The sequence below is a fragment of the Sandaracinobacteroides sayramensis genome, from assembly GCF_022014495.1.
GTDB classification, from domain to species: Bacteria; Pseudomonadota; Alphaproteobacteria; order Sphingomonadales; family Sphingomonadaceae; genus Sandaracinobacteroides; species Sandaracinobacteroides sayramense.
Genome location: NZ_JAKLSQ010000003.1, coordinates 170,200 through 194,902 on the forward strand (window position 1 = coordinate 170,200; position 24,703 = coordinate 194,902).

The 24,703-nt window shown below is 65.1% G+C and carries 32 protein-coding genes and 1 tRNA gene; 8 read left to right on the forward strand and 25 right to left on the reverse strand.

Annotation, left to right across the window (positions count from 1 at the left end; genetic code table 11):
• Positions 1-4 precede the first annotated feature (4 nt).
• The 4 genes from L6Q21_RS03680 to uvrC all read left to right on the forward strand — a co-directional run bounded on the left by L6Q21_RS03680 (position 5) and on the right by uvrC (position 4,693).
• A complete protein-coding gene (locus L6Q21_RS03680) occupies positions 5-919 on the forward strand; it encodes a flagellin N-terminal helical domain-containing protein (RefSeq protein WP_237829180.1) in 915 nt (304 codons plus the stop codon).
• Positions 920-1,024: 105 nt separating this feature from the next.
• On the forward strand, positions 1,025-1,894 hold the full coding sequence (gene motA, locus L6Q21_RS03685; RefSeq protein ID WP_237829182.1) for a flagellar motor stator protein MotA: 870 nt from the start codon (positions 1,025-1,027) through the stop codon (positions 1,892-1,894).
• Complete coding sequence (locus L6Q21_RS03690) at positions 1,891-2,733, forward strand: flagellar motor protein MotB (protein ID WP_237829183.1); 843 nt, start codon at positions 1,891-1,893, stop codon at positions 2,731-2,733. Before motA ends, L6Q21_RS03690 begins: the two co-directional genes overlap by 4 nt.
• Positions 2,734-2,758: 25 nt before the next feature.
• On the forward strand, positions 2,759-4,693 hold the full coding sequence (uvrC, locus tag L6Q21_RS03695) for an excinuclease ABC subunit UvrC (protein WP_237829184.1): 1,935 nt from the start codon (positions 2,759-2,761) through the stop codon (positions 4,691-4,693).
• A 23-nt stretch (positions 4,694-4,716) separates the two neighbouring features.
• Here the strand turns inward: uvrC and bla are convergent, their stop codons facing one another.
• Positions 4,717-5,595, reverse strand: a complete 879-nt coding sequence (gene bla / locus L6Q21_RS03700; protein WP_237829185.1) for a class A beta-lactamase — start codon at positions 5,593-5,595, stop codon at positions 4,717-4,719.
• Positions 5,596-5,677: 82 nt separating this feature from the next.
• On the opposite strand from bla, the gene L6Q21_RS03705 reads away from it, so the two are divergent.
• Both L6Q21_RS03705 and L6Q21_RS03710 read left to right on the forward strand, forming a co-directional pair.
• Complete coding sequence (locus L6Q21_RS03705; RefSeq protein ID WP_237829186.1) at positions 5,678-6,355, forward strand: glutathione S-transferase family protein; 678 nt, start codon at positions 5,678-5,680, stop codon at positions 6,353-6,355.
• Between the two features lie 48 nt (positions 6,356-6,403).
• Positions 6,404-7,477: a glycerophosphodiester phosphodiesterase gene (locus L6Q21_RS03710; RefSeq protein WP_418895797.1), complete on the forward strand. Its 1,074-nt coding sequence runs from the start codon at positions 6,404-6,406 to the stop codon at positions 7,475-7,477.
• On the opposite strand, the gene L6Q21_RS03715 is transcribed toward L6Q21_RS03710, so the two are convergent.
• The 10 genes from L6Q21_RS03715 to pspA form a co-directional block, all read right to left on the reverse strand.
• On the reverse strand, positions 7,434-8,969 hold the full coding sequence (locus L6Q21_RS03715; RefSeq protein WP_237829187.1) for a CYTH and CHAD domain-containing protein: 1,536 nt from the start codon (positions 8,967-8,969) through the stop codon (positions 7,434-7,436). The genes L6Q21_RS03710 and L6Q21_RS03715 overlap by 44 nt on opposite strands.
• A gap of 2 nt (positions 8,970-8,971) precedes the next feature.
• Positions 8,972-9,373 carry a PaaI family thioesterase gene (locus L6Q21_RS03720; protein ID WP_237829188.1) on the reverse strand — a complete coding sequence of 134 codons (402 nt, stop codon included), beginning with the start codon at positions 9,371-9,373 and terminating at the stop codon, positions 8,972-8,974.
• Positions 9,370-9,819 (reverse strand): PaaI family thioesterase, encoded by a 450-nt coding sequence (locus L6Q21_RS03725; protein WP_418895798.1) that lies wholly within the window; start codon positions 9,817-9,819, stop codon positions 9,370-9,372. Before L6Q21_RS03725 ends, L6Q21_RS03720 begins: the two co-directional genes overlap by 4 nt.
• A complete protein-coding gene (locus tag L6Q21_RS03730) occupies positions 9,816-10,226 on the reverse strand; it encodes a SufE family protein (protein ID WP_237829190.1) in 411 nt (136 codons plus the stop codon). The genes L6Q21_RS03725 and L6Q21_RS03730 overlap by 4 nt, the downstream gene beginning before the upstream one ends.
• A 76-nt stretch (positions 10,227-10,302) precedes the next feature.
• The gene (locus tag L6Q21_RS03735) at positions 10,303-10,608 is read right to left on the reverse strand and encodes a hypothetical protein (RefSeq protein ID WP_237829192.1); all 306 of its coding nucleotides are present in this window, start codon (positions 10,606-10,608) and stop codon (positions 10,303-10,305) included.
• Positions 10,609-10,633: 25 nt separating this feature from the next.
• On the reverse strand, positions 10,634-10,933 hold the full coding sequence (locus L6Q21_RS03740; protein WP_418895799.1) for a hypothetical protein: 300 nt from the start codon (positions 10,931-10,933) through the stop codon (positions 10,634-10,636).
• Positions 10,934-10,943: 10 nt separating this feature from the next.
• Entirely contained in the window at positions 10,944-11,225 is a 282-nt protein-coding gene (locus L6Q21_RS03745; RefSeq protein ID WP_237829194.1) for a hypothetical protein, read from the reverse strand.
• 30 nt (positions 11,226-11,255) lie between these two features.
• Positions 11,256-11,642, reverse strand: coding sequence for an envelope stress response membrane protein PspC (gene pspC / locus L6Q21_RS03750; protein ID WP_237829321.1), 387 nt, complete (start codon positions 11,640-11,642; stop codon positions 11,256-11,258).
• Positions 11,642-11,953, reverse strand: coding sequence for an envelope stress response membrane protein PspB (gene pspB, locus L6Q21_RS03755; protein WP_237829195.1), 312 nt, complete (start codon positions 11,951-11,953; stop codon positions 11,642-11,644). Before pspB ends, pspC begins: the two co-directional genes overlap by 1 nt.
• Before the next feature lie 27 nt (positions 11,954-11,980).
• Positions 11,981-12,649, reverse strand: a complete 669-nt coding sequence (gene pspA / locus L6Q21_RS03760) for a phage shock protein PspA (RefSeq protein WP_237829196.1) — start codon at positions 12,647-12,649, stop codon at positions 11,981-11,983.
• Between the two features lie 359 nt (positions 12,650-13,008).
• Here pspA and pspF point away from each other — a divergent pair, with 359 nt between their 5' ends.
• Complete coding sequence (pspF, locus tag L6Q21_RS03765) at positions 13,009-14,052, forward strand: phage shock protein operon transcriptional activator (protein ID WP_237829197.1); 1,044 nt, start codon at positions 13,009-13,011, stop codon at positions 14,050-14,052.
• A gap of 3 nt (positions 14,053-14,055) precedes the next feature.
• Here the strand turns inward: pspF and L6Q21_RS03770 are convergent, their stop codons facing one another.
• From L6Q21_RS03770 to L6Q21_RS03835, 14 genes are all read right to left on the reverse strand, one after another.
• Positions 14,056-14,979, reverse strand: coding sequence for a hemolysin family protein (locus L6Q21_RS03770; protein WP_237829198.1), 924 nt, complete (start codon positions 14,977-14,979; stop codon positions 14,056-14,058).
• The gene (gene ybeY, locus L6Q21_RS03775; protein WP_237829199.1) at positions 14,976-15,527 is read right to left on the reverse strand and encodes an rRNA maturation RNase YbeY; all 552 of its coding nucleotides are present in this window, start codon (positions 15,525-15,527) and stop codon (positions 14,976-14,978) included. Before ybeY ends, L6Q21_RS03770 begins: the two co-directional genes overlap by 4 nt.
• Positions 15,520-16,533: a PhoH family protein gene (locus tag L6Q21_RS03780; RefSeq protein ID WP_237829201.1), complete on the reverse strand. Its 1,014-nt coding sequence runs from the start codon at positions 16,531-16,533 to the stop codon at positions 15,520-15,522. The genes ybeY and L6Q21_RS03780 overlap by 8 nt, the downstream gene beginning before the upstream one ends.
• A complete protein-coding gene (miaB, locus tag L6Q21_RS03785) occupies positions 16,527-17,855 on the reverse strand; it encodes a tRNA (N6-isopentenyl adenosine(37)-C2)-methylthiotransferase MiaB (RefSeq protein ID WP_255696700.1) in 1,329 nt (442 codons plus the stop codon). The genes L6Q21_RS03780 and miaB overlap by 7 nt, the downstream gene beginning before the upstream one ends.
• A complete protein-coding gene (locus L6Q21_RS03790; RefSeq protein ID WP_237829203.1) occupies positions 17,852-18,706 on the reverse strand; it encodes a lysophospholipid acyltransferase family protein in 855 nt (284 codons plus the stop codon). The genes miaB and L6Q21_RS03790 overlap by 4 nt, the downstream gene beginning before the upstream one ends.
• A gap of 8 nt (positions 18,707-18,714) precedes the next feature.
• Complete coding sequence (locus tag L6Q21_RS03795) at positions 18,715-19,137, reverse strand: Fur family transcriptional regulator (protein WP_237829204.1); 423 nt, start codon at positions 19,135-19,137, stop codon at positions 18,715-18,717.
• A 250-nt stretch (positions 19,138-19,387) separates the two neighbouring features.
• Positions 19,388-19,807 carry a Ros/MucR family transcriptional regulator gene (locus L6Q21_RS03800; RefSeq protein WP_237829205.1) on the reverse strand — a complete coding sequence of 140 codons (420 nt, stop codon included), beginning with the start codon at positions 19,805-19,807 and terminating at the stop codon, positions 19,388-19,390.
• Positions 19,808-20,060: 253 nt separating this feature from the next.
• Positions 20,061-20,558 carry a GNAT family N-acetyltransferase gene (locus L6Q21_RS03805; protein WP_237829206.1) on the reverse strand — a complete coding sequence of 166 codons (498 nt, stop codon included), beginning with the start codon at positions 20,556-20,558 and terminating at the stop codon, positions 20,061-20,063.
• The gene (gene tsaB, locus L6Q21_RS03810) at positions 20,527-21,150 is read right to left on the reverse strand and encodes a tRNA (adenosine(37)-N6)-threonylcarbamoyltransferase complex dimerization subunit type 1 TsaB (RefSeq protein WP_237829207.1); all 624 of its coding nucleotides are present in this window, start codon (positions 21,148-21,150) and stop codon (positions 20,527-20,529) included. Before tsaB ends, L6Q21_RS03805 begins: the two co-directional genes overlap by 32 nt.
• The gene (locus L6Q21_RS03815; protein ID WP_237829208.1) at positions 21,135-21,725 is read right to left on the reverse strand and encodes a malonic semialdehyde reductase; all 591 of its coding nucleotides are present in this window, start codon (positions 21,723-21,725) and stop codon (positions 21,135-21,137) included. Before L6Q21_RS03815 ends, tsaB begins: the two co-directional genes overlap by 16 nt.
• Positions 21,725-22,279 (reverse strand): NifU family protein, encoded by a 555-nt coding sequence (locus L6Q21_RS03820; RefSeq protein ID WP_237829209.1) that lies wholly within the window; start codon positions 22,277-22,279, stop codon positions 21,725-21,727. The genes L6Q21_RS03815 and L6Q21_RS03820 overlap by 1 nt, the downstream gene beginning before the upstream one ends.
• 79 nt (positions 22,280-22,358) lie before the next feature.
• Positions 22,359-22,838: a universal stress protein gene (locus tag L6Q21_RS03825; RefSeq protein WP_237829210.1), complete on the reverse strand. Its 480-nt coding sequence runs from the start codon at positions 22,836-22,838 to the stop codon at positions 22,359-22,361.
• Positions 22,835-23,668, reverse strand: a complete 834-nt coding sequence (locus L6Q21_RS03830; protein WP_237829211.1) for a hypothetical protein — start codon at positions 23,666-23,668, stop codon at positions 22,835-22,837. Before L6Q21_RS03830 ends, L6Q21_RS03825 begins: the two co-directional genes overlap by 4 nt.
• Before the next feature lie 98 nt (positions 23,669-23,766).
• Entirely contained in the window at positions 23,767-24,399 is a 633-nt protein-coding gene (locus tag L6Q21_RS03835) for a DUF4136 domain-containing protein (RefSeq protein ID WP_237829212.1), read from the reverse strand.
• Between the two features lie 152 nt (positions 24,400-24,551).
• Between L6Q21_RS03835 and L6Q21_RS03840 the strand changes: the two genes are divergently transcribed.
• Positions 24,552-24,628, forward strand: a tRNA-Pro gene (locus tag L6Q21_RS03840).
• The last annotated feature ends 75 nt before the right edge of the window (positions 24,629-24,703 follow it).

A 24,703-nucleotide genomic window follows, 5' to 3' on the forward strand; every position in this document is an offset into this window, starting at 1 on the left:
ACCCATGCCAAGCCCCGTATATATCAACAGCCGCAACCCCATCCCGGTGCAGGCCGAGCGCATGGCGGCGCTGGAGGACCGGTTGGCTCGTATCGACCGGCAGGTGGCGACGGGCGACCGCCTCACCGACCCGTCGGACGATCCGGCCGGCGCCAACCGGGCGGCGGCGCTCGCCCGGCAGGATGCGCGGCTGGAAGCCGACAACAAGGCCATCCAGCGCGCCGCCGGCCGCCTCGCCTCGGCCGAAACGGCGATCAAAAGCGCCACCGACGCGCTGATGCGCGCCCGCGATCTGGCGCTATCCGCTTCCAACGGCACCATCTCGCCCGAAGGGCTGGCCGCCACCCTGGCCGAGGTGGCGGTGCTGCAAACCCAGCTTCTGGACAGCGCCAACGCCCGCGACGAAAGCGGCCGCTACATCTTCGCCGGCAGCCGTGGCGGTGCCGCCGCCTACGCCCTGGACGCCAATGGAAGCGCCATCTGGCAGGGCCTGGATTCCGGCTCAGGCGCGGAAGCCGCCGGTATTCAGGGCCTTGCCCCACCCGCCGCGCCCAAGCTTTTCGGCGACGACGCGAATGGCGCCTTCGCGCAGTTGCAAGCCCTGAACGCGGCGCTGCGCGAGCCGGACCCCACCACCCGCCAGCAGGCGCTGTCGGCCGTGCTGGAGGGGCTGGAAGCCGCCAGTAACCGCCTGATCGACGGACGCTCCGCCATGGGGGCGAATCTGGCCCGGCTGGAAGGCGAGGAAAAGCGCATCGCCGACGCCCGCGTGGCGATCGCGGAATCGCTTGCCGACGTGCGCGGCGTGGACTTGACGGCGGCCTTCGTCGAACTGAACGCCCTGAAGCTCAGCCTCTCCGCCGCCCAGGGCAGTTTCGCCCGAATCTATGAAGGCTCGCTGTTCGATCGTCTCGGCTGACCTAAACCCGGCGGCGCTGCTTCCGTATTGGAGGCCGGGGCCAAGGCCCCAGTCGCCGGGGCAACAAGGCTCCGGCTCCCTCTTGCCGGATCAGGAGCCCGAAGCATGATGGCAATCGCTGGAGTCGTCGTGCTGATCCTGATGGTGTTCGGCGGCTTCGCCATCGCCGGCGGTTCGCTGGGGCCGGTGCTGCACGCCCTGCCCCACGAAATGCTGATCATCGGCGGCGCCGCCATCGGCATGCTGATCGTTTCCAACGACATGGGCTCGCTGAAGCAACTGGGCGGCGGATTGGGGCGCATCGTGAAAGGCCCCCGCTTCAACCGGCAGGATTTCCTTTCCGCCATCTTCCTCACCGTGCGGCTGATGCGCCTGCTGAAGGCGGAAGGCGCGGTCGCCGTAGAGCCGCATGTGGAGAATCCCGAATCTTCGCCGATCTGGAACGAATATCCGCGCCTGCTGGCCGATCATTTCTTCGTGCACCTCGTCTGCGACACTCTCCGGCTTCTGGTCGTCAGCACCGGCACGGTCAGCAGCATCGCCATCGAGGATGTGCTGGATACCGCCATCGAAACCCACCACCACAACGCCCTGCGACCGGCTGAGCAGTTGCAGACGCTGGGCGACGCCCTGCCGGCGCTCGGCATCGTCGCCGCCGTGCTGGGCGTGGTGAAGACGATGGGCTCGATCGACCAGCCTCCGGCCGTGCTGGGCGGCATGATCGGCTCGGCGCTGGTCGGCACCTTTCTGGGCGTGCTGCTGGCCTATGGGATCGTGAACCCGCTCTCCGCCCGGCTGCGCGCCATCACCGAGGCAGACGGCGAAATCTACCAGGTGGTGCGCCGCGTGATCCTCGCCTCGCTCCGCAACCAGCCGCAGCCGATCGTGCTGGAAACCGCCCGCACCGCCATCGGCCCGGCCCGCCAGCCGCAATTCACCGAGGTGTTCGAAGGCCTGAGGGGCGGCAAATCATGACGGCGCTTGGCCCCCTCCCCGAACCGGAGGTCCTGATCAAGAAAGTGAAGGCCAAGGCGCATTCGCAGCATCATGGGGGCGCCTGGAAAGTGGCCTATGCCGATTTCGTGACGGCAATGATGGCCTTCTTCCTGCTGATGTGGCTGCTGGGGGCCACCGACGAGCGCAAGCGCAAGGGCATTGCCGACTATTTCGCCCCGACCGCGCTGCAATCCGAACAGAGCGGCGGTTCCAACGGCATGCTGACCGGACGTTCAATAGAAGAGCCGGACGGCGTAGCCCCCCACGCCAAGCGCAGCGGGCTGGTGCCCGTCGCCCCTTATCAGGCCCCGAACGGCGCCAGGGCGCCGGCCCTTTCCGACGATGGCCAGCTTCGCAAGGTGGAAAGCGAAATCCGCAAGCGGCTGGAGCGCGATCCCGGCCTGCGCGAATTGCAGGGGCAGATCCGTTTCACCCACACGCCCGAAGGGCTGCGGATCGAACTGATCGACAAGGCGGATTATTCCATGTTCGCGTCCGGCACGGCTGCGATGGACCCGCGCGCCATCAGCTTGTTGCGCGTGGTGGCGGAAGTGGTGGCCCCTCTGCCCCAGAAGCTGGCGATCCGCGGCCACACCGATGGCCGGCCCTATTCCGGCCCCGGCAGCCGAATGGATGCGAACAACTGGACCCTGTCGTCCGACCGCGCGGAAATGACCCGCCGGCAATTGTTCGCCGGCGGCATTCCCGAGCGCCGGTTCGCAAGGCTGGAAGGGGTGGCCGCCACCGAACCCTTCAACCCCGAAGACCCCTTCGATCCGCGCAACCGGCGAATGAGCGTAACCCTGTTGCGGGGCTGACCCGCTTCCCCATATTGCGGGCTGAATGAGCGCGCCAGACAACAGCAGACCCGGATCGCCCGGCCGATTTGCCGAGGAAAGCGCCACCTATGCGATCAGTTCCTCGCATCCGGATCTGGAGGCGGGCGTGGCCGCCATCCGCAACACGCTGGATACGCTGGGGGCAGAGCCGGGCGTCTACCGCATGCTCGATGCCAATGAGCAGGTGCTCTATGTCGGCAAGGCCCGCGCGCTGAAGAACCGGGTGGCGAACTACACCCAGGTGAGCCGCCTGCCGCGCCGCCTGCAGCGGATGGTCTCGCAAACCCGGCAGATGACGATCATCGTCACCCGGTCGGAGGCTGAAGCGCTGCTGCTGGAAGCGCAGCTGATCAAGCGCTTCCGCCCCGCCTATAATGTGCTCCTGCGCGACGATAAGAGCTTTCCCTTCATCGCCCTGGATCAGGGGCATGCCTTTCCCCGCCTTTCCAAGCACCGCGGCGCGCGAAAGCCGGATTCCCGCTATTTCGGCCCCTTCGCCTCGGCCGGAGCAGTAAACACCACGCTTAACGCCTTGCAGAAGGTATTCCTTCTAAGATCATGTTCAGACAGCTATATGTCGAACAGAAGTCGGCCTTGCCTGCTGCACCAGATCCGGCGCTGCTCGGCGCCTTGCGTCGGCCGGATCGACGAGGCCGGCTATGGCGAACTGGTGGACGAAGCGCTGCAATTCCTCAGCGGACGAAGCCAGCAGGTGCAGAAGAAGCTGGGCGGCCGCATGGCGGAAGCCGCCGCCGTCCAGGATTATGAACTGGCGGCCGTCCTGCGGGACCGGCTGAAGGCCCTGACCGCAATTCAGGGCAGCCAGGCGATCAACGCCCAGACGGATTCCATCGACGCGGACGTGATTGCCATCCACGGCCGCGACGGCATTGCCTGTGTGCAGATTTTCTTCATACGCAATGGACAGAATTGGGGACATAGGGCTGTTTTTCCAAGCCATGTCGGCGGCGTTTCCGAACCCGAAGTGCTGGCGGCCTTTCTCGGCCAATTCTACACCGACCTCATGCCGGCGAAGCTCATCCTCATCGATCGGGAGGTGCCGGAATCCGCCCTCATGGCCGAGGCCCTCTCGACCCGCGCCGGCCACCGCGTGGAAATCCGCGTGCCGCAGCGCGGGCATCTGAAGCGGCTGGTGGAACAGGCCGAACGCAACGCCCGCGAAGCGGTCGACCGGCGCCTTGCCGAATCCACCACGCAGCAGCGCAACCTGCACGCTCTGGCCGATCTGTTCGGGCTTCCAGCCCCGCCGGAGCGAATCGAAATCTACGACAACAGCCACATACAGGGCAGCAACGCCCTTGGGGCGATGGTGGTGGCGACGTCGGAAGGTTTCGCCAAATCCCAGTATCGCAAGTTCAACATGAAGCAGGGGGAGTTCGCCCCGGGCGACGATTTCGCGATGATGACGGCAATGCTCACCCGCCGCTTCGCCCGGCTGCAAGCGGAATTGCCCGAAGGCGGCGAGGGCTGGCCCGACCTTCTGCTGATCGACGGCGGCAAGGGGCAGGTTTCGGCGGCAGTCGCCGCGCTGGCAGACCTGCAGGTGGAAGATGTCGCGATCGTCGGCGTCGCCAAGGGGCCGGATCGCAACGCCGGGCGGGAAATATTCCACCTGCCGGACGGCCGCGAACTCACCCTGCCCCCCAACGACCCCCTGCTCTTCTTCCTCCAGCGCCTGCGGGACGAGGCGCATCGCTTCGTGATCGGGGCGCACCGCAGCAAACGCAGCAAGGCGCTGACGGTCTCCACGCTGGACGAAGTGCCGGGCATAGGGCCCGCCCGCAAAAAGGCGCTGCTGTCGCACTTCGGAACAGCGCGCGCCGTAAAGGGCGCGGCGCTGGAAGATCTTTTGAAAGTGCCGGGAATCAATCGCTCAACTGCTGAGACAGTATATGAATATTTCAGATCAAGAAATTAGAATATTTATATATTATTAAACAATCAGTGCCCCAGACCCATGGATTGAAGGGCAATGATCATCGCATCCCGCAGAACGGCTTCGTCTTGCGGCCAGCCCCCAGGAAAATGGCCGGGCGCCTCGTAAAAAGCCGCCGCCACAAGCGGCGCGCCATCGGGCGGCCAGATCACCGCCACATCATTGGTTCGATTCGGCATGCCCGGCGCACTTGCCGTCCCGGTCTTGTCGCCCACTTTCCAGCCGGCCGGAACTCCGGCGCGCAGCCGCCCCATTCCCGTCCTCGTGTTCGCCATCCAGGTCACCAGCAGGTTCCGGCTTGCCGGCTTCAACATGTTGCCGAGCACGAGTTTCTCCACGGTCTTCGCGAGGGCGAGAGGCGTGCTGGTGTCGCGTGGGTCATCGCCGATCACCCGGTTCATCTCCGGTTCCCACCGATCCAGCCGCGTCACCTCGTCGCCCAGTTCCCGCAATCGGCGCGTGAAAGCCTCAGGCCCGCCCAGCTTCTTCAGCAACAGGTTCGCGGCCACATTGTCGCTGGTGATCTGCGTCGCCTCCGCCAGTTCGCGAAGACCCATGCTCTTGCCGACATGCAGCCCGGTCACCGGCGCGTGCGGCACCATATCGGCCTTGCGGATGGCAATCCGCTCTTTCGCGCTGAACTCGCCGCTTTCCAGCCCTTTCAGCGTCAGGGCGGCCAGCGGCAGCTTGAAGGTCGAACAGAGAGCGAAACGCTCATCCTCCCGATGGCCGATCACTTTGCCGTTGCCGCTATCCAGCAGGGCGAAGCCCAACCGTCCGCCCGCCTGCTTTTCAACGGCCTTCAGGTTCGCGGGCGCCATCCCGCCCAGCCAGAACAGCCCCGATGCCGCAAGCGCCGTTCGCCGGGTCACGCCTTCGCGCATTCGCACCACTCCCGAATTAGGCTGTTCCCGGTCGGGGCAGCTGGATTAGTCTCCCGCAATCTCGAGGGCAGGAATGACGGGCATGATCACACTCTACACCGCGCCTACACCCAACGGCTACAAGGTTTCCGTCGCGCTTGAGGAAATGGGCCTTTCCTACGATGTGCATTCGGTGAACCTCGCTGGCGGAGAGCAGAAGAGCCCGGAGTTCCTGGCGCTGAACCCGAACGGCCGCATCCCCGTGATCGTCGACGATGGATTCGCGGTGTTCGAATCCGGCGCCATCCTCCTCTATCTGGCCGAGAAAACTGGCCTGCTGATGCCGGCCGACGCCAAAGGACGAAGCCTGGTGATCCAGTGGCTGATGTTCCAGATGGGCGGGATCGGCCCAATGATGGGCCAGGCCAATGTCTTCTATCGCTATTTTCCCGAACGCATTCAGCCGGCCATCGACCGTTACCATGGCGAAGTGAAACGGCTGTTCGGAGTTCTCGACAGACATCTTGCAAATAATGAATGGCTTGCGGGAGATTATTCCATTGCCGACATAGCCAACTGGTGCTGGACGCGGACCGCGCAATGGTCCGGCGTCGACCCCGAGCCCTATGAGAATATGGCCCGCTGGCACCGGGCCATCACGGACAGGCCGGCGGCGCAACGCGGCATCGCCGTTCCGCAGACCATGGACCCCGACGAAGCCGGTGCGAGGAAGCTGGTGGAATCCGCCCGCGGCATCCTCGAGACAGGCCGAAAGCCATGATGCCTGCAGACACCAAAACGCAACGCTCTCAGGCTAGAGGTGAATGTCATGAAACCTGCACTCATCCTGGGGCTCGCGCTTCTCTTCACCCCGAGTTCCACCATGGCCGCCTCTGACCCTCGCCCCCTGATCATCGCCCACCGTGGCGCCTCGGCGGACAGGCCGGAGCATAGTCTGATGGCCTATAAGCTGGCCATCGAACAGGGCGCCGACGTGATCGAGCCGGATCTGGTGGCGACGAAAGACGGCCATCTGGTGGCGCGGCACGAGAATGAGATTTCCACCACGACCAATGTGGCGGATCACCCGGAATTCGCATCCCGCCGCACGCGCAAGCAGATCGACGGACAGCAGGTGGAAGGCTGGTTCACCGAGGACTTCACCCTGGCAGAGCTGAAAACGCTGAAAGTGCGCGAACGGCTGCCGCAGCTCCGCCCGGCGAATATGGCTTTTGATGGGCAGGAAAGCATTCCAACTTTCAATGAGATATTGGATTTTGTGAAGGCAGAGGAAAAGCGCCTGGGCCGGCGGATCGGGCTTTATCCGGAGACCAAGCACCCCAGCTATTTCCGCTCCATCGGCCTGCCTCTGGAAGAGCCGCTTCTGGCCGCGCTTTCCCGGGCCGGCTACAAGGCGAAGAGCGATCCCGTTTTCATCCAGAGCTTCGAGGCCGGGAATCTGGAAGCGCTGAGACCCCGCACCGAATTGCGGCTCATCCAGTTGATGGCGGGCGAAGGCGGGCCACCCGACCGGCCGGGAAGCAGCTATGCCGACATGGCAACGCCCGCGGGGCTGAAGCAGCTTGCGCGCCATGTCGACGGGATCGGCGCGGAAAGGCTGATGGTCATCATGCGCGACGCCGATGGCAACCTCGCCAGGCCGACCTCGCTGGTGCGGGATGCGCATGCCGCCGGGCTTCAGGTGCATGTCTGGACCTTCAGGCCCGAAAATTATTTCCTCCCCACCAATCGCCGCTCCGGCGACAGCCCGCTCGCGCGCGGCGATGGCGCGGCGGAGATAACCGACTATCTGAAGGCCGGAATAGACGGCTTCTTCAGCGACAGCGTGACGGAAGCGGTCAAGGCTGTGGCTGCGCTGCAAGGTTCGGCGCCGAACCCCTGACATCCCGCCAATGGCGGCAGGCACGGCCCAGCGCCAGGTCGGATCGCTCGGTCATGGCCTTCACATATAGTTTGCGGGCCGAGGCGAGTTCACTCGCCTGTTCTGGCGGGACAGGTGGATTCCAATCGCCGAAAACCGCAACATCATTCAGAAAACCAAGCTCTTCCTGGAGCTTTTTAATCCTGGCTGCGAAATTTTTTCGATCGACTGAAGATGGTGAAATTTCCATAAGATACCGTATTTTCTTGAGATACTTCCGCAACTCGTGGCGCTCTTCGTCCGCCAATGCGGAGAGGCTGTCTCCCAGGCGCAAGGCCTTCTTCCACAGTTTGGCGAATGCGATTTCCGACAATTGGTCGATGGTGAGATGCTGCGCTTCGGCCTGCCCCTTCCAGCCGCCGATGGAGGCGAGACCAAGCAGCCGGATGGCGAAGCCCGTCGCCCGCGCGTCTCGAAGCGACCGGATCACTTCTTCCCGAAGCTGTTGCCGATGCCCCGCCAAGGACTCCAGCAGATCCGGGCTCAAGGCATCGCGTCTGGCGAAGGCTTCGGTCAGCACGTCGCAATCGCGCAACGGCGCCACGAGCCGCCCGATGTCCCGCGCGGAGGTGGAAAGCGCGAGAGCCAGTCCAGGCCGCAACAAGGGCTTGTGCAGGTGAATGGCGGACCGCAGCCGCCGCAGCGCGACGCGCAACTGGTGCGGGCCTTCCGGGTCAGGCTCGCGGAACAGCAGGAACAGGTTGCCGGCAATGGCGGGGGCCAGCTTCTCCAGCGCCCTGCCCCAGCTTTCCACCCCGGGCTCGCCGGAAACCGCCGGGCTGGGCTTGCCGCCGGAAACGGCTGGCTGCCATGTCTTGCCATTCGCCAGCATCTGTCCACGCGCCGCCTTGGAAGGCAGCGTCAGTTGCACGATTTCGCTTCCCAGAAGGTCGGCCGCCAGTTCGAACACCGATTCCGGGGAACCTTCCAGAAGTTCCAGCTCCAGTTCGTGAACCGGCATCACCGCAGCGCCAGCCCTTATCTCACCTTCGTCCAGGGCGGCTTCCACTATGCCATGGTCGTGCCGCACCACCCAGCGCTGGCGTTGAATGCGTGTTTGGAAACGCGGCGTGGCCTCCTGTCCGCCCAGCTTTTCCAATATGTCCGCACGCAAGGCCGCGTCCGGAACGGCCTGCAAATCCAGTTGCCAGCGGGGCACAACCGCCTCCACCTCGCGAACCTGGTGAAAGCCGCCGACGGTCGATCGGCCGATCTTGGCGGTCTGCACCAGCCCCTTGCCTTCGGCGCGGATTCTAAGGGCGATGCCCGCCCGTCCCAGCCGCTCATCCTCGCTGTCGAAATAGATGGCGCGCAAATTCTCTGCCGGCTGGTGCCGGCCTGCGCGCGCATCCAGTTCACCCGACAGGCTGGCCGCCTCCGTCGCGCCGAGCCCTGCCTTCAGTTCCAGTTCCAGCCCCATCCTGTCCTCCGCACGGTGCGTGGAGTGATTCAAGCCTAGGTAGCTTTTTGTGGCGCTTCGCGCGCAATCAGCAGGTTCATCCGCGCCGCCGCGATCAGCCGTCCCCGGTCCCCCTGCCAGGCTTCCACGCGGACATTGGCGACACGCCGGCCGATCCGCATGATGAAGGCTTCGGCATGGCTGTCCTCCATCGCGCCTTCGCGCAGATAGTCGACGGTGACGTTGATCGGCTTGATCGTGGCCGGCTCGTTCTCCAGCGCCGCGCGGACCTTGATGTTCGCGGCGATCTCCATCAGCCCGGCGACGGAACCTCCATGGAGGCGACCGGGCGAACCGATCAGATGCGGGCTGAACGGCATGGTCACGACATTTTCGCCGATCCGCAAATCCAGCATGGCGGCGTAAGGCGGCAGTTGGGCGATGGCTCCGGCACTCATGCGTCCGCGCTCGTGAACATGAAGGTTCCCGCCACATGGGCGATCGGATGATCCGGCACCCCATCATGCGCGATCCCGCGCACGAAGGCGATGCGGTGCGTGAGCTTGTAGCACTCCACCCGGCCAATCACCGTCTTCCCCGGCTCCGCCGGCCGCAGATAGTCGCAGCGAAGATCCAGCGTCGCATGCGGCTCCAGCTTGCCGCGCTTCACCAGCACCGCGAAACCCGCGGCCGAATCCATCAACGAGAAGATGGCGCCGGACGCGATCACCCCCGTTTCGGGATAGGCGACCAATTGCGGCGCGTAAGGCATTTGCAATTCGGCCCAGTCCGGCCCGGAATCGGCGAAACCGATCCCCAGCGCGTTCAGGTGCGGAACCGCCGACATGAACTTGTCGACGAAACGGCGCATCCGCTCCCGGTCGAAGGGCTGGCTGGCGTTCACGCCGCCATCCTGGCCGCGGCCTCGCGCACACGCGCGATCATGTTCGGCAAACCCTGGGTGCGGTTGGAGGAGAGATGCTGGCGAAGCCCGAGCCGGTCGATGGCGCCCTCGAAATCCGTTGCCAGCACGGCTTCCGGGCGCTTGCCGTCGGCCATCAGCACCACCAGCGCCACGATCCCCTTGGTGATCGCCGCATCGCTGTCGGCCTGGAATTTCAGCAGTCCGCCTTCGGTCACCGGATACACCCAGACATTGGCCGAGCAGCCGGGAACCTTTGTGGCGGCGGTCTTCAAAGCGGAGTCCATCGGCGGCAACTGCCGGCCGATGTCGATCAGCAGCGCATAACGCTCGTCCCAGTCGAGCGCCGCCTCCCATTCCTCTTCCAGTTCGGCGAAAGTCAAAGCCATGGGCACCGCCTAAAGCAACTCCCCGGCGAAGAAAACCTCCGCCGGAGAAAGGCTTGTGTTTCAGGCAGGCAGGCGATCAGGCGTCGGTGTGATGGCCGTTGCCGCCGGCGCGTGGCGGCGAATGGCGGAGGCGCTCGATCTCGTCCGAAAGCTGGCGCGAGGGGTCTATGGCGATCTTCTCCAGCGTCTGCACCCGCTCGTTCAGCCTGACGATCTCCTTGCGCAGAAGAGTCACTTCGTCTCCGGCCGACGCGCGCACATAAGGATTGTCGGGCGAATGCCGCTCCCACCGTCCCTTTTCCTTGTTCCACCGCCCCCCGCTCATCACCTTGCCGATCACCACGATCGCAACGATCAGAACGACCGCCTCCCAGAACCCCATTGTCCAGATCCTTCCTTCGGCAAGCTCAGTGGCGAAGATCGTCGATTTCGCGGCTCAGGCGGCTGCCGCCATCGGTGGCGATACGCTCCAGCGTCTGAACCCGGTCTTTCAGGGCGCCCAGTTCGGCCTGAAGCTGCGCGTTCTCGGACGTGAGCAGCTTCAGCCGCTCGACCTGTTCATTGTTGTGCGCGGGCTTCAGCGCCTGCCCCCAGCTTCCTTCCAGCGGGTAACCGTGCTTCACCCGAAGCCAGGTGGTGAACACCCAGCCAAGCGTTGCCCCGAGCCCGACGATCGCGAAAGTCGGCGAAGTCAGAAATTCCATCATTTGTTTGTCCTTACTGGTCGAGCCGCGGACGGGCCTGCGACAGGCCCTGATGGCCAAGCGCGTCGATCTCGTCGGCGAGCGCCAGGCGCTTGTCGGTCGCGATCCGCTCCAGCACGGCCACCCGCGCCTCCAGTTTCTCGATCCGCGCCTGCGCCACATTGGTCAGTTCCGATGTGCTTTTTTCCATCAGGTCCAGCTTGCGGTTCTGCACCTGGCGCCAGTTCTTCATGATGATCGCGATGATCGGGATCATCATCGCCACCACCGGCACGATGAAAGGCGAGTTGAACATATGGGCTTCCCCCTTTTGAAATTGTCCGGATCAGCGAAGTTCGTCGATCTCGCGGGCCAGGCGGTGGTTCGGGCTGGTGTAGGTCAGCTCGATATCGCGCAGGCGGCGGTCCACATCGCGGAAGGTGGAGCGCACCTCGCGGATCGAGCGGCCGGGCGCGGCGCGGGTCTTCTGCCAGAATTCCCGCTCCTCCGGATCGGCGTCGTCGACATAAAGGGTGTTCGGCTTAGCATCCGCCATCCAGCCGATCACGAAATAGGCGATCAGCGGGAAGGGAAAGCCGAACAGCGTCGCCAGCACGAAGCCGATGCGGACCCAGAGCACATCGAAGCCGGTATAGTCGGCGATTCCGGCGCAGACGCCCATCACCTTGCCGTTGCGCTTGTCGAGGTAGAAACCAGTGCGGCGTGCCATGATCAATAGTCCTTCCTGAGGCCACGGGAACGCAGTTCCGTCGGCTGGCCGGGCGAGCGGAAATCACCCAGCCTTTCATCCTTGTTCAGTTCCGGCGCCCGGGGCGCTTCGCCACGATCGGCGGCGATGATCCGCTCGATCGTGTGCATCCGCTCGTCCAGCCGGCGGGCGATATCGTGCAGTTCGTCCAGCAGATCCTCATCCTCGACGGTGATCGACTTCGCCTGCTTCCACTTCGTCAGATAGTGCAGGATCAGCCAGGGCATGCCGACGAAGATGGCGATGATGGCGGTCAGCGGGATCAGGTTTTCCATGGGTCAACCCCTTCCTTCGCCGCCGGCTCAGTGCTTCTGCTGCATGCGGGCCTTGAGCTCGGCGAGCTCGGCGGCGACCGCATCGTTCGAGCGCAACTCGGCGATTTCCTCTTCCAGCGACTTCGGCACGGGCGCGAGATCGTAGACCTCGGCGCGGCCCTCGGCCATGTCGACGCGGCGTTCCAGAACCTCGAAGCGGGAGAAGGCCTCCTCCACCCGGGCGCCACGGGTCATGGCGCGGACGCGGGCGCGGTTCTGCGCCGATTCCAGCCGCGAGATCAGCGCATTCTGCCGGGTGCGGGCTTCGCGCAGCTTCGCTTCCAGCTTGCCGATATCGTCCTCATGGGCGCGGAGCTGCTCTTCCAGCACATCCACTTCCCCGCGCAGCATGGCGGCGGTCTGCGCCACCTTCTGCTTTTCGGTCAGCGCCGCCGTCGCCAGATCCTCGCGGTCCTTGGAAAGCGCCAGCTCGGCCTTTTCCGCCCAGTTCGCCTGCGCCTGCTCCAGCTTCAGGATGGTGCGGCGGATCTCCTTCTGGTCGGCGATGGTGCGCGCGGCGGACGCCCGCACTTCCACCAGCGTTTCCTCCATCTCCATGATGACGAGACGGATGGTCTTGGCCGGATCCTCCGCGCGGTCGAGAAGGTCGTTCACATTGGCCTGGATGATGTCCCGGGCGCGGGAGAAAATGCCCATTGTCAGATCCTCGCTACGATATGTCGGTGTTTCGGATTCGCCGACGATTGTGAAAGAAACCGGCCCGGACGGGAAGTCGAGAGAGAGGGGGGCTTCGCCACCCGCCCGGGCCAGGGACCGACCGCTCACGAAACGCTCCGTTCCGTGGGACTGGTGGCAGTCGGGTTTTTCATCGTCGTTCCAACCTCCGTTTATTCTGTTCGCAGCAAACAATGCAGATTTCGTGCCAACTTCATTATTCAAAAGATATATTCGTAAAATCAAAAGCTTGGATCAATCCCGGAAATTCGAACAGCCCCAATATCCAGCGCGGATCGCCAACTATTGGCAGATTTCCCCAATCTGCTATTTTCATCGCCATGCCGGAAAAACCCACGCAATTGATCGGCCAGTCGGGCCCCTTCCTGGATGCAGTCGAAAGGGCGAGCGCCGCCGCGCCCCTCAGCCGCCCGGTGCTGGTCGTCGGCGAGCGTGGAACCGGCAAGGAAATGATCGCCGAGCGCCTGCACCGCCTTTCCCCCCGATGGGAGGAGCCGCTCGTCAGCCTCAATTGCGCGGCGTTGCCCGAAACCCTGCTGGATGCGGAATTGTTCGGCTATGAGGCCGGCGCCTTCACCGGCGCCGTTCGCGCCCGGGCCGGCCGATTCGAGGAAGCCGACGGCGGCACGCTTTTCCTGGACGAAGTCGGCATGCTGACGGCGGCCGGGCAGGAGCGGCTGCTGAGGGTCGTCGAATATGGCGAACTGGCGCGCCTCGGCAGCACGCGCGTCATCCGGGTGGACGTGCGCGTGGTCGCGGCCACCAACGAGGATTTGCCGCGCCTCGCCGAGCAGGGAAAATTCCGCGCCGACCTTCTGGACCGCCTCTCCTTCGAGGTCATCACCTTGCCCCCCTTGCGCGCGCGGCGGGAGGATATCCGCCCGCTTGCCGATTTCTTCGGCCGGCGGATGGCTTCCGAACTCGGCTGGAACCGCTTTCCCGGCTTTTCCGCGCGGGTGCTGGAAGAGCTGGAAGCGCATGACTGGCCCGGCAATGTCCGCGAACTGAAGAACGCCGTGGAGCGCGCCGTCTACCGCTGGGGCGAGGCGGAGCGGCCGATCGGCGCGCTGGACCTCAATCCGTTCGAAAGCCCCTGGCGGCCGACCGGCGCCTTCACCCGCCCCTCGTCGGCCATGGCCCTGCCCCTACCCGAAACCAACAGCCCGGCCGAAGCGGAAAAGCCCGAAACCGAAACGCCCCTGCCATCGGATTTCCGTGGAGCGATAGCCCTTTACGAACGCAAGCTGCTGGAACAGGCGCTGGGCGCCAGCCGGCACAACCAGCGCCGAGCCGCGCAGATGCTGGGGCTCAGTTACGATCAACTCCGGCACGCCATGAAGCGGCATAATCTGCTTCAAGGCTGAGTTTCAGCCTTCGATTTCGGGCTCCGCTTCGGCGGCCACCGGCGGATGCAGCATCAGCCGCTCCACCCGGCGGCCGTCGCTGGCGGTCACTTCGATGCCCCAGCCATTGGGGTGCGGGAAACGCTCTCCGGCCTCGGGCACCCGGCCGGCCATCAGCACCGACAGGCCGCCCAGCGTGTCCACTTCGTCGCCCAGTTCATCGTCGATGAAGCGCACGCCAAGATCGCGCTCCAGATCGTCCAGATCGACGCGCGCGTCCGCTTCCACCAGGCCGTTCGGGTGGCGGACGATCAGCGATTGCTCCACATCGTCATGCTCGTCCTCGATCTCGCCGACGATTTCCTCGACAATATCCTCGATGGTCACCAGCCCGTCGGTGCCGCCATATTCGTCCACCACGATCGCCATGTGCGTGCGGTTGCGGCGCATGTCGGTCAGCAGGTCGACGACCGGCATGGAAGGGGGGACGAACAGCACGGGTCGAAGCAGGTCCGCCACCGCCGGCAACGCCGCGCTTTCGTGCGCCGGCTGGCCGAAGCGGTCGGCGATGACGGTGTAGATGTCCTTCACATGCAGCATGCCCGTCACTTCATCCAGGGACTTGTGGTAGACGGGCAGCCGGCTGTGCCCGGCCTCGCGGAAGGCGGAGACGATGCGGGCGAAATCATGATCGTCGGGAATGGCAATGATATCCGAGCGTTGCACGGCCACATCGCCGGCTTTCTGCTCGGCCAGTTCCAGCATGTTGCGCAACATCAGGCGCTCATCCTGGTCCAGGTCTCCGGGGCTCGCGCCCTCCTCCGCATGTTCCTCGATCGCCTCCTCGATCGACGCCCGCAAGGTGTTCGGGCCTTTCATATGCAGGAATTCGCGGACGGCGCTCCAGAGGGAAGGGCCGTCCGCGGGTCTAGAGGAAGGGTCGCTCATGGTCTTTCATCCACTGCCCTTGCCGCGGGTGCCATCTCGGGCGCCTCGGCATAGGGGTTGGCTATTCCAAGGCCGGCGAGGATGCGCGTTTCCAGCGCCTCCATCGCTTCGGCCGACGGGTCGTCCTGATGGTCATGGCCCAGCAGGTGCAGGGTTCCATGCACCAGAAGATGCGTCACATGGTCGGCAAGGGGGATGCCCTTGTCCGAAGCTTCGCTCGCGCTGGTCTCAAAGGCAAGCGCCATGTCGCCCAGCAGCAGGTCCATGTCCGGCTGCGCCAGCACGACCTCCACATCCGCCGCTTCCAGCATCGGGAAGGAAAGGATGTTGGTCGGCTTGTCCTTGCCGCGATAATCGCGGTTCAGGCGCTGGACCTCCTCATCGTCCGACAGGCGGACGGAGACTTCGACGAGCGCCCCCTCGCCTTCCAGCAGATGCCCCTGTCCGCCGCCGGCCAGCGCCGCGGACACCGCGTCAAGCGCAAGCCCCTCCCAGTCGAAGCGTTCGTCCCAGTCCCCGGCGACTATGTCGCAATCGACGTCAAGCATCAGGCCCCTCATAGGCCTGGACGATCCGCCCGACGATCGGGTGCCGCACCACGTCCTTCGCCGTGAAGCGCTGCACGGCAAGTCCCGGAATTCCTTCCAGCCGGCTCACCGCATCGGCCAGCCCGCTCTTGCCCGGGTCGGGAAGGTCCACCTGCTTCGGGTCGCCGCAGATCACCATGCGGCTGCCCTCGCCGAAGCGGGTGAGGAACATCTTCATCTGCTGCGGCGTGGTGTTCTGCGCCTCGTCCAGGATGACGAAGGCGTGCGCCAGCGTCCGCCCGCGCATGAAGGCCAGAGGCGCGATCTCGATCTCGCCAGACGCGATCCGCCGCTCCACTTGCTCGGACGGCAGCATGTCGTAAAGCGCATCGTAAAGCGGGCGGAGATAGGGATCGACCTTCTCCTTCATGTCGCCCGGAAGGAAGCCCAGCCGCTCCCCGGCCTCCACCGCCGGGCGGGACAGGATCAGCCGGTCGACCGAGCCGGAAATCAACTGGCTGACCGCCTGCGCCACCGCCAGATAGGTCTTGCCGGTGCCGGCCGGCCCCAGCGCGAAGATCATGTCGTTATGGCCGAGCGCCTGGATATATTGCGCCTGCGTCGCCGTCCGCGCCACGATCGTCTTGCGGCGGGTGCGGATCATCGCCGGCGGCCCGCCGGCCTCCACGCGCACCCCCTCGGAGGTGGTTTCGCCGACCATGGCGATCGCCGCCTCCACGTCGCCGCTGTCCACGGGCAGGCCGCGCTCCAGCCGGGCGTAAAGCTCGTTCAGCACGTCGCGCGCCCGGGCGATCCCCAGCGGCTCGCCCTCCACCGCCACCCGGTTGCCGCGCGCGGCGATATAGACGCCCAGCCGGTTCTCGATGGTGATCAGATTCTGGTCGAACTGGCCGAACAGGGTGCCCAGCAGCGCCGGCCGGTCGAATTCCAGTTCCACCCGCGCCTTGCCATGCTGCGGCGGTTCCGCCGCCCCCCTTGCGCCGGAGTCGGCGTGCTTCTTCACCATTGCGCGGCGGTTTTCCGGGTCAACAATCGTCCCTCCAGGCTGTTCGGGCCGGCGGCAACCAGCTCCACTTGCACCATATCGCCCATGGTCAGTTGCGGATCGGTGACAACCACCGATTGCAGCCAAGGGGATTTGCCGATCCACTGATCCGCCCGGCGCCCGCGCCGCTCGATCAGAACCTCGCAAACCAGGCCCACCGAGCGCTGGTTGAAGGCCAGCGCCGAAGCGCCGATCGCGTCCTGCAATCGCTGCAGGCGTTCGGACTTCACCTCTTCGGAAAGCTGGTCCTCGCGCTCGGCGGCCGGCGTGCCGATCCGCGGCGAATATTTGAAGCTGAAGGCCTGCGCATAGCCGACCCCATGCGCAAGGCTGATGCTATCCTCGAAATCCGCATCCGTCTCGCCAGGGAAACCGACGATGAAGTCCGACGTGATGGCAAGGTCCGGCCGCACGTCGCGGAACTGCCGGATCAGATCGAGATAAAAGGCCCGGTCATGCTTGCGGTTCATCGCCTGCAACACCCGGTCCGAACCGGACTGCACGGGGAGATGCAGATAGGGCATCAGCTCGGGGATTTCGGCGTGCGCCCGGATCATCTCGGGCGTCACGTCGCGCGGATGGCTGGTGGTGTAGCGCACCCGCTCCACGCCCGGGATCGCCGCCACGGCGCGCACCAGTTCGCCGAAGCCGCTGGCGCCATCGGCCCAGGCGTTCACATTCTGCCCCAGCAGAGTGATTTCCAAGGCACCGCCGTCGGCCAGCTTCTCCGCCTCGGCCAGGATCGCCGACAGGGGGCGTGACGCTTCCGCGCCGCGCGTGTAGGGCACCACGCAGAAGGCGCAGAATTTGTCGCAGCCTTCCTGCACCGTCAGGAAGGCGGAAGGCGCCCGGCGGCGGCGCTCGGGCAGATGCTCGAACTTCGGCACCGCCGGCATGTCTAGATCGACGATGTCGCGCACGCCGGCCGCCTGCGCCTCCAGCAGTTCCGGCAGGCGGTGATAGGCCTGCGGCCCGACCACCAGATCGACGGAGCCGGTGCGCTTCAGGATTTCCGCGCCCTCGGCCTGCGCCACGCAGCCCGTCACCGCCACCACCGGCTTCGGCCGGCCTTCCTCGCGCGCCCGCGCCGCGATCCGCCCCACCTCATGGTAGAGCTTTTCCGCCGCCTTTTCCCGGATGTGGCAGGTGTTCAGAACGATGATGTCGGCTTTATCGTCGCCGGACTCGCTGAGGCCGCTCGCGGCAAGGGCCTCGCCCATGCGCTCCGCATCGTAGACATTCATCTGGCAACCAAAGGACTTGATTGCGAAACTCCGCGTCAAATCTCACCTCGCATCAGCTTCCGATATCCAGCCGATACCACGCCATGGCAATGCCGCGCGAGCGCTTTCCTGTCAGGGAAGTCCGTCCGCCGCACGGGCTCGTGGCACAGGATGCGCGCGGCGATCCTTCCCAGGCGCATGAATTCCATCGCGTGCGGCCCGAGCTCCATGTCCCCCACCCAGGCGATTTCCATCAGCCGCTGCCGTGTCAGCGGCAGGCCGTTCAGATGCGTGTAGGCGAGGCTGATCGGCTGGATGCGGATATCGGCGGCCGCCTCTCCCTCCACCACCGAGAAGAGCGTGCTCTTGAACGGCAGCACCCGAACGCCATCGTTGCTGGTGCCTTCCGGGAAGAGAATCACATTGTCGCCCGAGCGCAGGCGCCCTTCGATGGCGCCCGCCTGCTCTGCGGACCGGCGCCGCTGCTCCCGCTCGACATAGATGGTGTTCTGCAGGTCGGCCAGCAGGCTGACCATCCCCATTTCGCCCACTTCCGCCTTGGCCACGAACGAACCGTTCAGCCAGGCGCCCAGCACCGGAATATCCAGCCAGGATATATGGTTGGACACATAGAGCACCGAGCCGCTGGCCGGCGCCCCGATCAGCCGGCTGCGCACGCCCAGCGACCGGCTGACGATGCGATGCCAGGCCATGGGAACCCGCCCTGCCCCGTCCCGTCCCAGCAGGCGAAGCGTCAGCGCCGGCGGCAGCAGCACGCCGGTCGCGGCCAGCGTTCCGGCCATGGTCTTCACATGGCCGATGCGCTGGAACGGCCGATCCTTCAATTGCGGGCGCAATGGCTTCGCCCGGCGTTTCGGCTCGGGAAGGTCGATCGCACCGACTTCAGCCATGAAAGATGTCAGCCGCGTTTCTTCAGCGGCGAACCATAAAGCTCCAGCCGGTGATCCACCAGCTTGTAGCCAAGCCGCTCGGCGATCGCCGCCTGCAGCCTTTCCAGTTCCTCGTCGTGGAATTCCACGACGTCGCCGCTTTCGATGTCGATCAGATGATCGTGATGCTCGTCCGGGGTCGCTTCATAGCGGGAACGGCCGTCGCGGAAATCATGCCGCTCCAGAATGCCGGCTTCTTCGAACAGCCGCACCGTGCGGTAGACGGTGGCGATCGAAATGCCCTTGTCCACGGCGGAAGCCCGCCGGTGCAATTCCTCGACATCGGGGTGATCCCGGCTGTCGGAAAGGACGCGCGCGATCACCCGCCGCTGTTCGGTGATACGCAGGCCCTTTGCCTGGCAGAGCGCTTCGATGTCGATCATTCCCGGCATTCACTCACCTGTTATCGCCAATCCGGCGAATAGCTGCCCGCTGCCGCCGGGCCAAGATGTTTCCATGGTCCGAAAGCTCTCTGCATCCAGATAGTCCCTGAGGCTGCGACGGGCAAGGACATACCACACCGGCAGAGTCCAATTTGTGTCAGCCATCCGGCATGGGCCAAGCAAAAGGCGGCCAAGCAAAAGGCCCGGCGTCGCAAACTGACGGCCGGGCCTCTACTTCAGGGCGACAGGCGCCCGGATATTATTTGCTGCGCGGGCGGCTGCGCGTGGTGCCAAGGCCGATCGACTTCGCCAGTTGGCGGCGCGATTCGGCGTAATTGGGGGCCACCATAGGATAGTCGGCCGGCAGGCCCCACTTGGCGCGATAATCGTCCGGCGTCAGGCCATAAGCCGTCATCAGATGCCGCTTCAGCATCTTCAGCTTCTTCCCGTCTTCCAGGCAGACGATGTAATCCGGCTTCACGGACTGGCGGATCGGAACCGCCGGCTCCTGCTTCACTTCCGGCGCCTGCGGCGGTGTGGAAAGGCCGGAAAGCGTCGCATAAACATTCTGGATAAGCTGCGGAAGATCGTTCACCGCCACGCTGTTATTGGCGACATGGCTCGAAACGATATCCGCCGTCAGGGCCAGAAGGTCGTTGTGCTCAACTTGATCTGTCATGGGAGTTCGCTTTCCTGGCATCGTGTCTTGGATATTCATTTACAGATATTCATCTGCAAACATGGCCACAATCTGAACGAACCGTTCGCAAAGCCACCCTCGAACACCTGGCGTGCCACTATTTCGAACAGCGGAAGTTCCGCAACCGCGACCTTGTCCGTTCTGAAACGCGGACGCTTTTCCATGTCATCAAATCTTCAGACAAGCAAGATCGACAGGATATAAAATACATGACTGCGCACCATCGCCGCAATCAAAGCGCGAGCGCCAAGGTTATTGCATCAATGCTGTCGCCAGATACTGTCCGATAATAGCCGGGCCGCCGGCCATTCTCGCAAAAGCCAGCCTTGCGGTAGAGACCAAGCGCCTCGGCATTGCTCGCCCGCACCTCCAGAAACAGCCGGCCTGCTCCTCTATTGCGGGATTGCGCCGCGACCCTGGCGATCAATTCGTTCCCAAGTCCGCGCCGGCGCCAGCGTGGACTGGTTGCGCAGAGCAGCAATTCCACTTCGTCCACCGCCTTGCGGCACAAGGCGAAAACCACCGGCTCTTCAGCCCTGTAGCCGATATCCAGCCAGGATTCGCCGCTGCCCAGAAGGCCGGCGATCTGACCGGCGGTCCAGGCTTCGCGATACTCCGGCTCGAAGGCCTCCTCCGCCAGACGTGCTGCCAGCAGCGCATCGTCCAGCCCGCCATCAGCCCATCTCAGGGCGATATCCTCATGCAGCGACAGGATCGGCCGCCCGGACATACAGAAGCTCCGCCTTCTCAAGATCGGTCGCGGCCAGCGATGCGACGGCCGCCGCCCGTGGAGCGAAAAGCGCATCGCCATCAGTCAGAAATCCTGCCGAGCCGACCACCAGGGGAAAGGCAGCGCCTCGCAGGCGCGCCGCCTCGGTCGCCAGCGCCTCGGGCTCCCCCAGGCTTTCCAGCCCGCCGCCGGCGAAAGCTTCCACCCAGACCTGCCCGCGTGGAGCGCCCAAGGCCACCAGAAGCGGCTCCATCCTGCCGCGCGCGCGCAATTCGGCAGCCACCAGCCTGGTCGAGCGGATGCCGCGCAACTCGGCTTTCCAGGCAAGCGCCAGCGCCGTGGCGGCGGCAAGCCCTACGCGCAGGCCGGTAAAGCTGCCCGGCCCCGTTTCCACCACCACCCGTTCGCAGCGAACGCCGCTCCCCCCGAAGGGTGAAAGCAGCGCGGCAATGGTCGGCACAACGGCTTCGGCATGGCCGCGATCCATCGCCCTGTTCGATTCCGCCAGAAGCTTCCCGTCCTCGATCAGCGCCAGCGAAAGATCGTGGCCGGTCGCCACGACAAGCGTCCGGCCGCTCAGGCGATCCGGCATGCGTCCTCGAAGGCCAGGCGCGGCAAGCGCGGGAACAGCTTCTGGCCCGTACCATGGCCGATCGAGCAGATGAAGTTGGTCTCCACCTGCGTGCCTTCCCAGAAGGCGCGATCGACGCCCGCCTTGTCGAAGCCGGACATCGGGCCGGTATCCAGCCCCAGCGCCCGCGCCGCCATGATGAGCCAGGCGCCTTGCAGGCTGGAATTGCGGAACGCCGTCTCGCGGATCAGCGCGTCATTGCCTTCGAACCAGCTCTTCGCATCGGTGTGCGGGAACAGTTGCGGCAGCTTGTCGTGGAAGGCCAGATCCATGCCGATGATCACCGTCACGGGCGCGCTGCGGATTTTCGGCGCGTTCGCGTCGGAGGCCAGCGAAGCCAACTTGTCCCGCGCCTCGGCCGATGTGCAGAAGATGAAGCGGGCCGGAGAGGCGTTGGCAGACGTCGGCCCCATCTTCGTCAGGTCGTAAAGGCGGCGCAGCAATGCCTCGTCCAGCGGCGCCGGCTCCCAGTCGTAATGGGTGCGGGCTTTCTCGAACAACTGGTCCAGCGCCTCGGCGGGCAGAAACTCGGGCATCAGACGGCTCTCACTTCAACGACTTCGGGAACATAATAGCGCAGCAGATTCTCGATGCCGCCTTTAAGCGTTGCGGTGGAGGAAGGGCAACCGGCACAACTGCCCCGCATGTGCAGATAGACCACCCCTTTCTGGAAACCGCGATAGACGATGTCGCCTCCGTCGTTCGCCACCGCCGGGCGAATGCGCGTGTCCAGAAGCTCGCGGATCTGCGCCACGATGTCGGCATCTTCGGGGTCGTCGAAGGTCTCGGCGTCCCCCGCCTCGGCGGCGATCAGCGGCACGCCGCTGGCGAAATGGTCCATCACCAGGCCCAGCACATCGGGCTTCAGCGTTTCCCAGCCCTGGCTGCCCGGCGCCTTCGTGACGCTGACGAAATCGGCGCCGAAATAAACCCGCTCCACATCGCCAAGCGCGAACAGCGCCCGCGCCAGAGGGGATCGCTCGGCGGCTTCGGGCGAATCGAAATCCGCGCCCTCCCCCGGCAGAACCGGTTGACCGGGCAGGAATTTCAGGGTGGCGGGATTGGGGGTGCGTTCGGTTTCGATCAGCATGTCTGGCTCCTCACCGCCAGATGGCGCGCCACGGCGTCTCAATCAAGACCGGATTCGTCGGAAATTCCGCGAGGGGAAATCAAGTCAGCCGGTCGAGATCGCTGTCGGAAATTCCCCCGGGGATGATCATCACCATGCAAGGCAGGCTGCCGGCGCGCTCGCCAGCGAAGAAATCCACCAATGGCCCGGGCTTTCCTTTCGCCGCCGCGCCCAGCACCAGCGCCCGGATCGAGCGGTCGCTGGTGACCACCTCCAGAACCGCCTCGCTTGCCCGCCCGCGCAGCAGGCGGGTTTCCGGCCGCTGGCCGGTCAGCGCCTCGGCCTCGGTGGCCGTCGCCGCCAGCAGCGCCTGCCCCAGCTGCTCGGCTTCTTCCTCGATATCCTGCTGGGCACTGCCCCATTGCAGGAACTGCGTTGGCTTCAGAACGTGCAGCGCCAGAACGCGCGCGCCGGTGTGCCGGGCGCGAAGCGCGGCGAAGCGCATGGCCTTGGCGCATTCGGGCGTGTCGTCCACCACCACCAGGAAAGTCTCGGCCGCCGCATTCGCCTCAGCGTTCATTCCTGCCCCTCCAATATCGCCCGGATCGCGTTGCTGGCCATCAACAGCGAATAGCCGGCACGAACCAGATGCTCGTCGCGCGGGATGATGGGGTCAAGCGTCGCCACGCTGTCCAGCGCATCGCGCGCCTCGCCCCACCGGGCCGCGCGGCCGGACGCCCGGATCGAAGTGGCGCTGTCTTCGGCGAGTCCGCGCAGAAGCAGCGTCGCGGCATAAGCGGTGCCGCGTGCCCGGGCGATCTGCACCGGCACCTCCGTGGTGCGCGGGGTGCGAATCAGCAGATCCCCACGCGCTGTCTCTGCCTCGATTTCCGCGAGCAGGGCCCGAAGCACCATGTTCCGCTCGCGCGGGCTGGCGGCGAAGGGGCCTTGCCCCGATTGCCGCGCCGCCAGATTGGCGTTGGTTTCCTCCAGCGCCTCGCGCGCCGTGCGATAATGCCGTTCGGCCGGGCGCCCGACAGGGGGCCACCCGGCCCTGATCCACCAGAGCGAAGGATCCGTCTGCAACTCCTGCGCGGCGAGCGACAGGCTGTCGCTGCCGCCGATCGAGGCCATCGCCTCCACGCCGGCCGCCAGCGTTTCCACGGCCGAGGCCTGGAATCCAGGCGTGCGCCGGGTGAAAGCCGTGGGCGCGAAGAAGGGATCGTTCGGGGTGAAGGATCGCTTCTCCACCTGCTGCTCCAGCAGCCTCGCCGCCATTCCCAGCGTGACGGAGCCGCCAGGGGCCAGTTGCTCCGCCCCGGGGCGAACGGACAAATCCACCTTCACGCCCGCGCGCATGGTGCCGATCACCCCGAACCAGAGGATCACGAAGACGGCCGGCAGCGCCATCCACCTCAGCCAGACGGGAATGCGCGCAAATCCTCTGGCAGGCGCAACTGCCTCGACCTTCGGCTGGTTTCCCGGCTCCACTCCCTCGCGCCCGGCTATCAGCGCGAGGCTGGAACGCGGACGATCTTGCTGCGCGCGGAAGCGCCGGGGAAGTCGGTGAAGAGAGCGGTCACCAGATTGGGCATGGTGCTCGGCAGGTCGTTTGCCCGCGTGGTGGTTTCCGCGCGACCCTCGAACAGCGGAGTCTTGTCCGAGGTGCGCAGGATCGCGACGTGCAGATAGGCGGGATAGACTGTGAAACTGTAGACTTCCTGATTGCCCCATGGCCCCCAGGGATCATACCAGGGGTTGCCCCACCAGCCGCCGTAGCGGCCATACCAGCCCCTGCCCCATCCCCAGCCCGGATTCATGCCCGGGCGCGTGGCAATCCGCTCCCGCCCGGGGCCGGCGTTGAAATCCATCATCACATGCAGGTCGGCGCTTTCGGCCGAAGCCGCCGGCTGGAAGCCCAGTTTCTGAAGCTCCGTGCCCACCAGCCCGGCATAAGCGGCGAACTCAAGGCTGCCTTGCCTCTGCGGATCGCTGGGCTTCACATAGAAAGTCTGCCCCTGCGCCGGCGGCATGGACTGGAAGCTCTGCACGCGCGCCTCGAAAGGCTGGGCGCAGGCAGCCAGCAGGGCGAGCCCGGCAATGGCCAGAAACTGTGTAAGACGAAACTGCGGGCGCGACATGACCATTCCCGATCCTGAATAATGTCGAAATATTCTAGTCCCCGCTTCGTGAACGCAAGATTTCAGACATGCAAGGGGCAAGGCCGGCGTTTACCACTCGGCTTGTCGCGCGGCGCGGATGGGTCTATGCGCCCCGCCACGAGGTTCGGCCTCGGGGAGTGGCGCAGTCTGGTAGCGCATCTGCTTTGGGAGCAGAGGGTCGCAGGTTCGAATCCTGTCTCCCCGACCAAATATCATTTTGGGGATTTTTCGGCTCTGAAGGAAATCGCAGGGCTGAGACCAGCGCCACTCCAACTGCTGGATT

What these genes read in the sequence shown, in the direction of transcription:
- L6Q21_RS03680 (WP_237829180.1), top strand. Translation starts at nt 5, where the DNA reads ATGCCAAGCCCCGTATATATCAACAGCCGCAACCCCATCCCGGTGCAG.
- motA (WP_237829182.1), top strand. Translation starts at nt 1,025, where the DNA reads ATGATGGCAATCGCTGGAGTCGTCGTGCTGATCCTGATGGTGTTCGGC.
- L6Q21_RS03690 (WP_237829183.1), top strand. Translation starts at nt 1,891, where the DNA reads ATGACGGCGCTTGGCCCCCTCCCCGAACCGGAGGTCCTGATCAAGAAA.
- uvrC (WP_237829184.1), top strand. Translation starts at nt 2,759, where the DNA reads ATGAGCGCGCCAGACAACAGCAGACCCGGATCGCCCGGCCGATTTGCC.
- bla (WP_237829185.1), bottom strand. Translation starts at nt 5,595, where the DNA reads ATGCGCGAAGGCGTGACCCGGCGAACGGCGCTTGCGGCATCGGGGCTG.
- L6Q21_RS03705 (WP_237829186.1), top strand. Translation starts at nt 5,678, where the DNA reads ATGATCACACTCTACACCGCGCCTACACCCAACGGCTACAAGGTTTCC.
- L6Q21_RS03710 (WP_418895797.1), top strand. Translation starts at nt 6,404, where the DNA reads ATGAAACCTGCACTCATCCTGGGGCTCGCGCTTCTCTTCACCCCGAGT.
- L6Q21_RS03720 (WP_237829188.1), bottom strand. Translation starts at nt 9,373, where the DNA reads ATGAGTGCCGGAGCCATCGCCCAACTGCCGCCTTACGCCGCCATGCTG.
- L6Q21_RS03730 (WP_237829190.1), bottom strand. Translation starts at nt 10,226, where the DNA reads ATGGCTTTGACTTTCGCCGAACTGGAAGAGGAATGGGAGGCGGCGCTC.
- L6Q21_RS03735 (WP_237829192.1), bottom strand. Translation starts at nt 10,608, where the DNA reads ATGGGGTTCTGGGAGGCGGTCGTTCTGATCGTTGCGATCGTGGTGATC.
- L6Q21_RS03740 (WP_418895799.1), bottom strand. Translation starts at nt 10,933, where the DNA reads ATGATGGAATTTCTGACTTCGCCGACTTTCGCGATCGTCGGGCTCGGG.
- L6Q21_RS03745 (WP_237829194.1), bottom strand. Translation starts at nt 11,225, where the DNA reads ATGTTCAACTCGCCTTTCATCGTGCCGGTGGTGGCGATGATGATCCCG.
- pspB (WP_237829195.1), bottom strand. Translation starts at nt 11,953, where the DNA reads ATGGAAAACCTGATCCCGCTGACCGCCATCATCGCCATCTTCGTCGGC.
- pspA (WP_237829196.1), bottom strand. Translation starts at nt 12,649, where the DNA reads ATGGGCATTTTCTCCCGCGCCCGGGACATCATCCAGGCCAATGTGAAC.
- pspF (WP_237829197.1), top strand. Translation starts at nt 13,009, where the DNA reads ATGCCGGAAAAACCCACGCAATTGATCGGCCAGTCGGGCCCCTTCCTG.
- L6Q21_RS03770 (WP_237829198.1), bottom strand. Translation starts at nt 14,979, where the DNA reads ATGAGCGACCCTTCCTCTAGACCCGCGGACGGCCCTTCCCTCTGGAGC.
- ybeY (WP_237829199.1), bottom strand. Translation starts at nt 15,527, where the DNA reads ATGCTTGACGTCGATTGCGACATAGTCGCCGGGGACTGGGACGAACGC.
- L6Q21_RS03780 (WP_237829201.1), bottom strand. Translation starts at nt 16,533, where the DNA reads ATGGTGAAGAAGCACGCCGACTCCGGCGCAAGGGGGGCGGCGGAACCG.
- L6Q21_RS03790 (WP_237829203.1), bottom strand. Translation starts at nt 18,706, where the DNA reads ATGGCTGAAGTCGGTGCGATCGACCTTCCCGAGCCGAAACGCCGGGCG.
- L6Q21_RS03795 (WP_237829204.1), bottom strand. Translation starts at nt 19,137, where the DNA reads ATGCCGGGAATGATCGACATCGAAGCGCTCTGCCAGGCAAAGGGCCTG.
- L6Q21_RS03800 (WP_237829205.1), bottom strand. Translation starts at nt 19,807, where the DNA reads ATGACAGATCAAGTTGAGCACAACGACCTTCTGGCCCTGACGGCGGAT.
- L6Q21_RS03805 (WP_237829206.1), bottom strand. Translation starts at nt 20,558, where the DNA reads ATGTCCGGGCGGCCGATCCTGTCGCTGCATGAGGATATCGCCCTGAGA.
- tsaB (WP_237829207.1), bottom strand. Translation starts at nt 21,150, where the DNA reads ATGCCGGATCGCCTGAGCGGCCGGACGCTTGTCGTGGCGACCGGCCAC.
- L6Q21_RS03815 (WP_237829208.1), bottom strand. Translation starts at nt 21,725, where the DNA reads ATGCCCGAGTTTCTGCCCGCCGAGGCGCTGGACCAGTTGTTCGAGAAA.
- L6Q21_RS03820 (WP_237829209.1), bottom strand. Translation starts at nt 22,279, where the DNA reads ATGCTGATCGAAACCGAACGCACCCCCAATCCCGCCACCCTGAAATTC.
- L6Q21_RS03825 (WP_237829210.1), bottom strand. Translation starts at nt 22,838, where the DNA reads ATGAACGCTGAGGCGAATGCGGCGGCCGAGACTTTCCTGGTGGTGGTG.
- L6Q21_RS03830 (WP_237829211.1), bottom strand. Translation starts at nt 23,668, where the DNA reads ATGGCGCTGCCGGCCGTCTTCGTGATCCTCTGGTTCGGGGTGATCGGC.
- L6Q21_RS03835 (WP_237829212.1), bottom strand. Translation starts at nt 24,399, where the DNA reads ATGTCGCGCCCGCAGTTTCGTCTTACACAGTTTCTGGCCATTGCCGGG.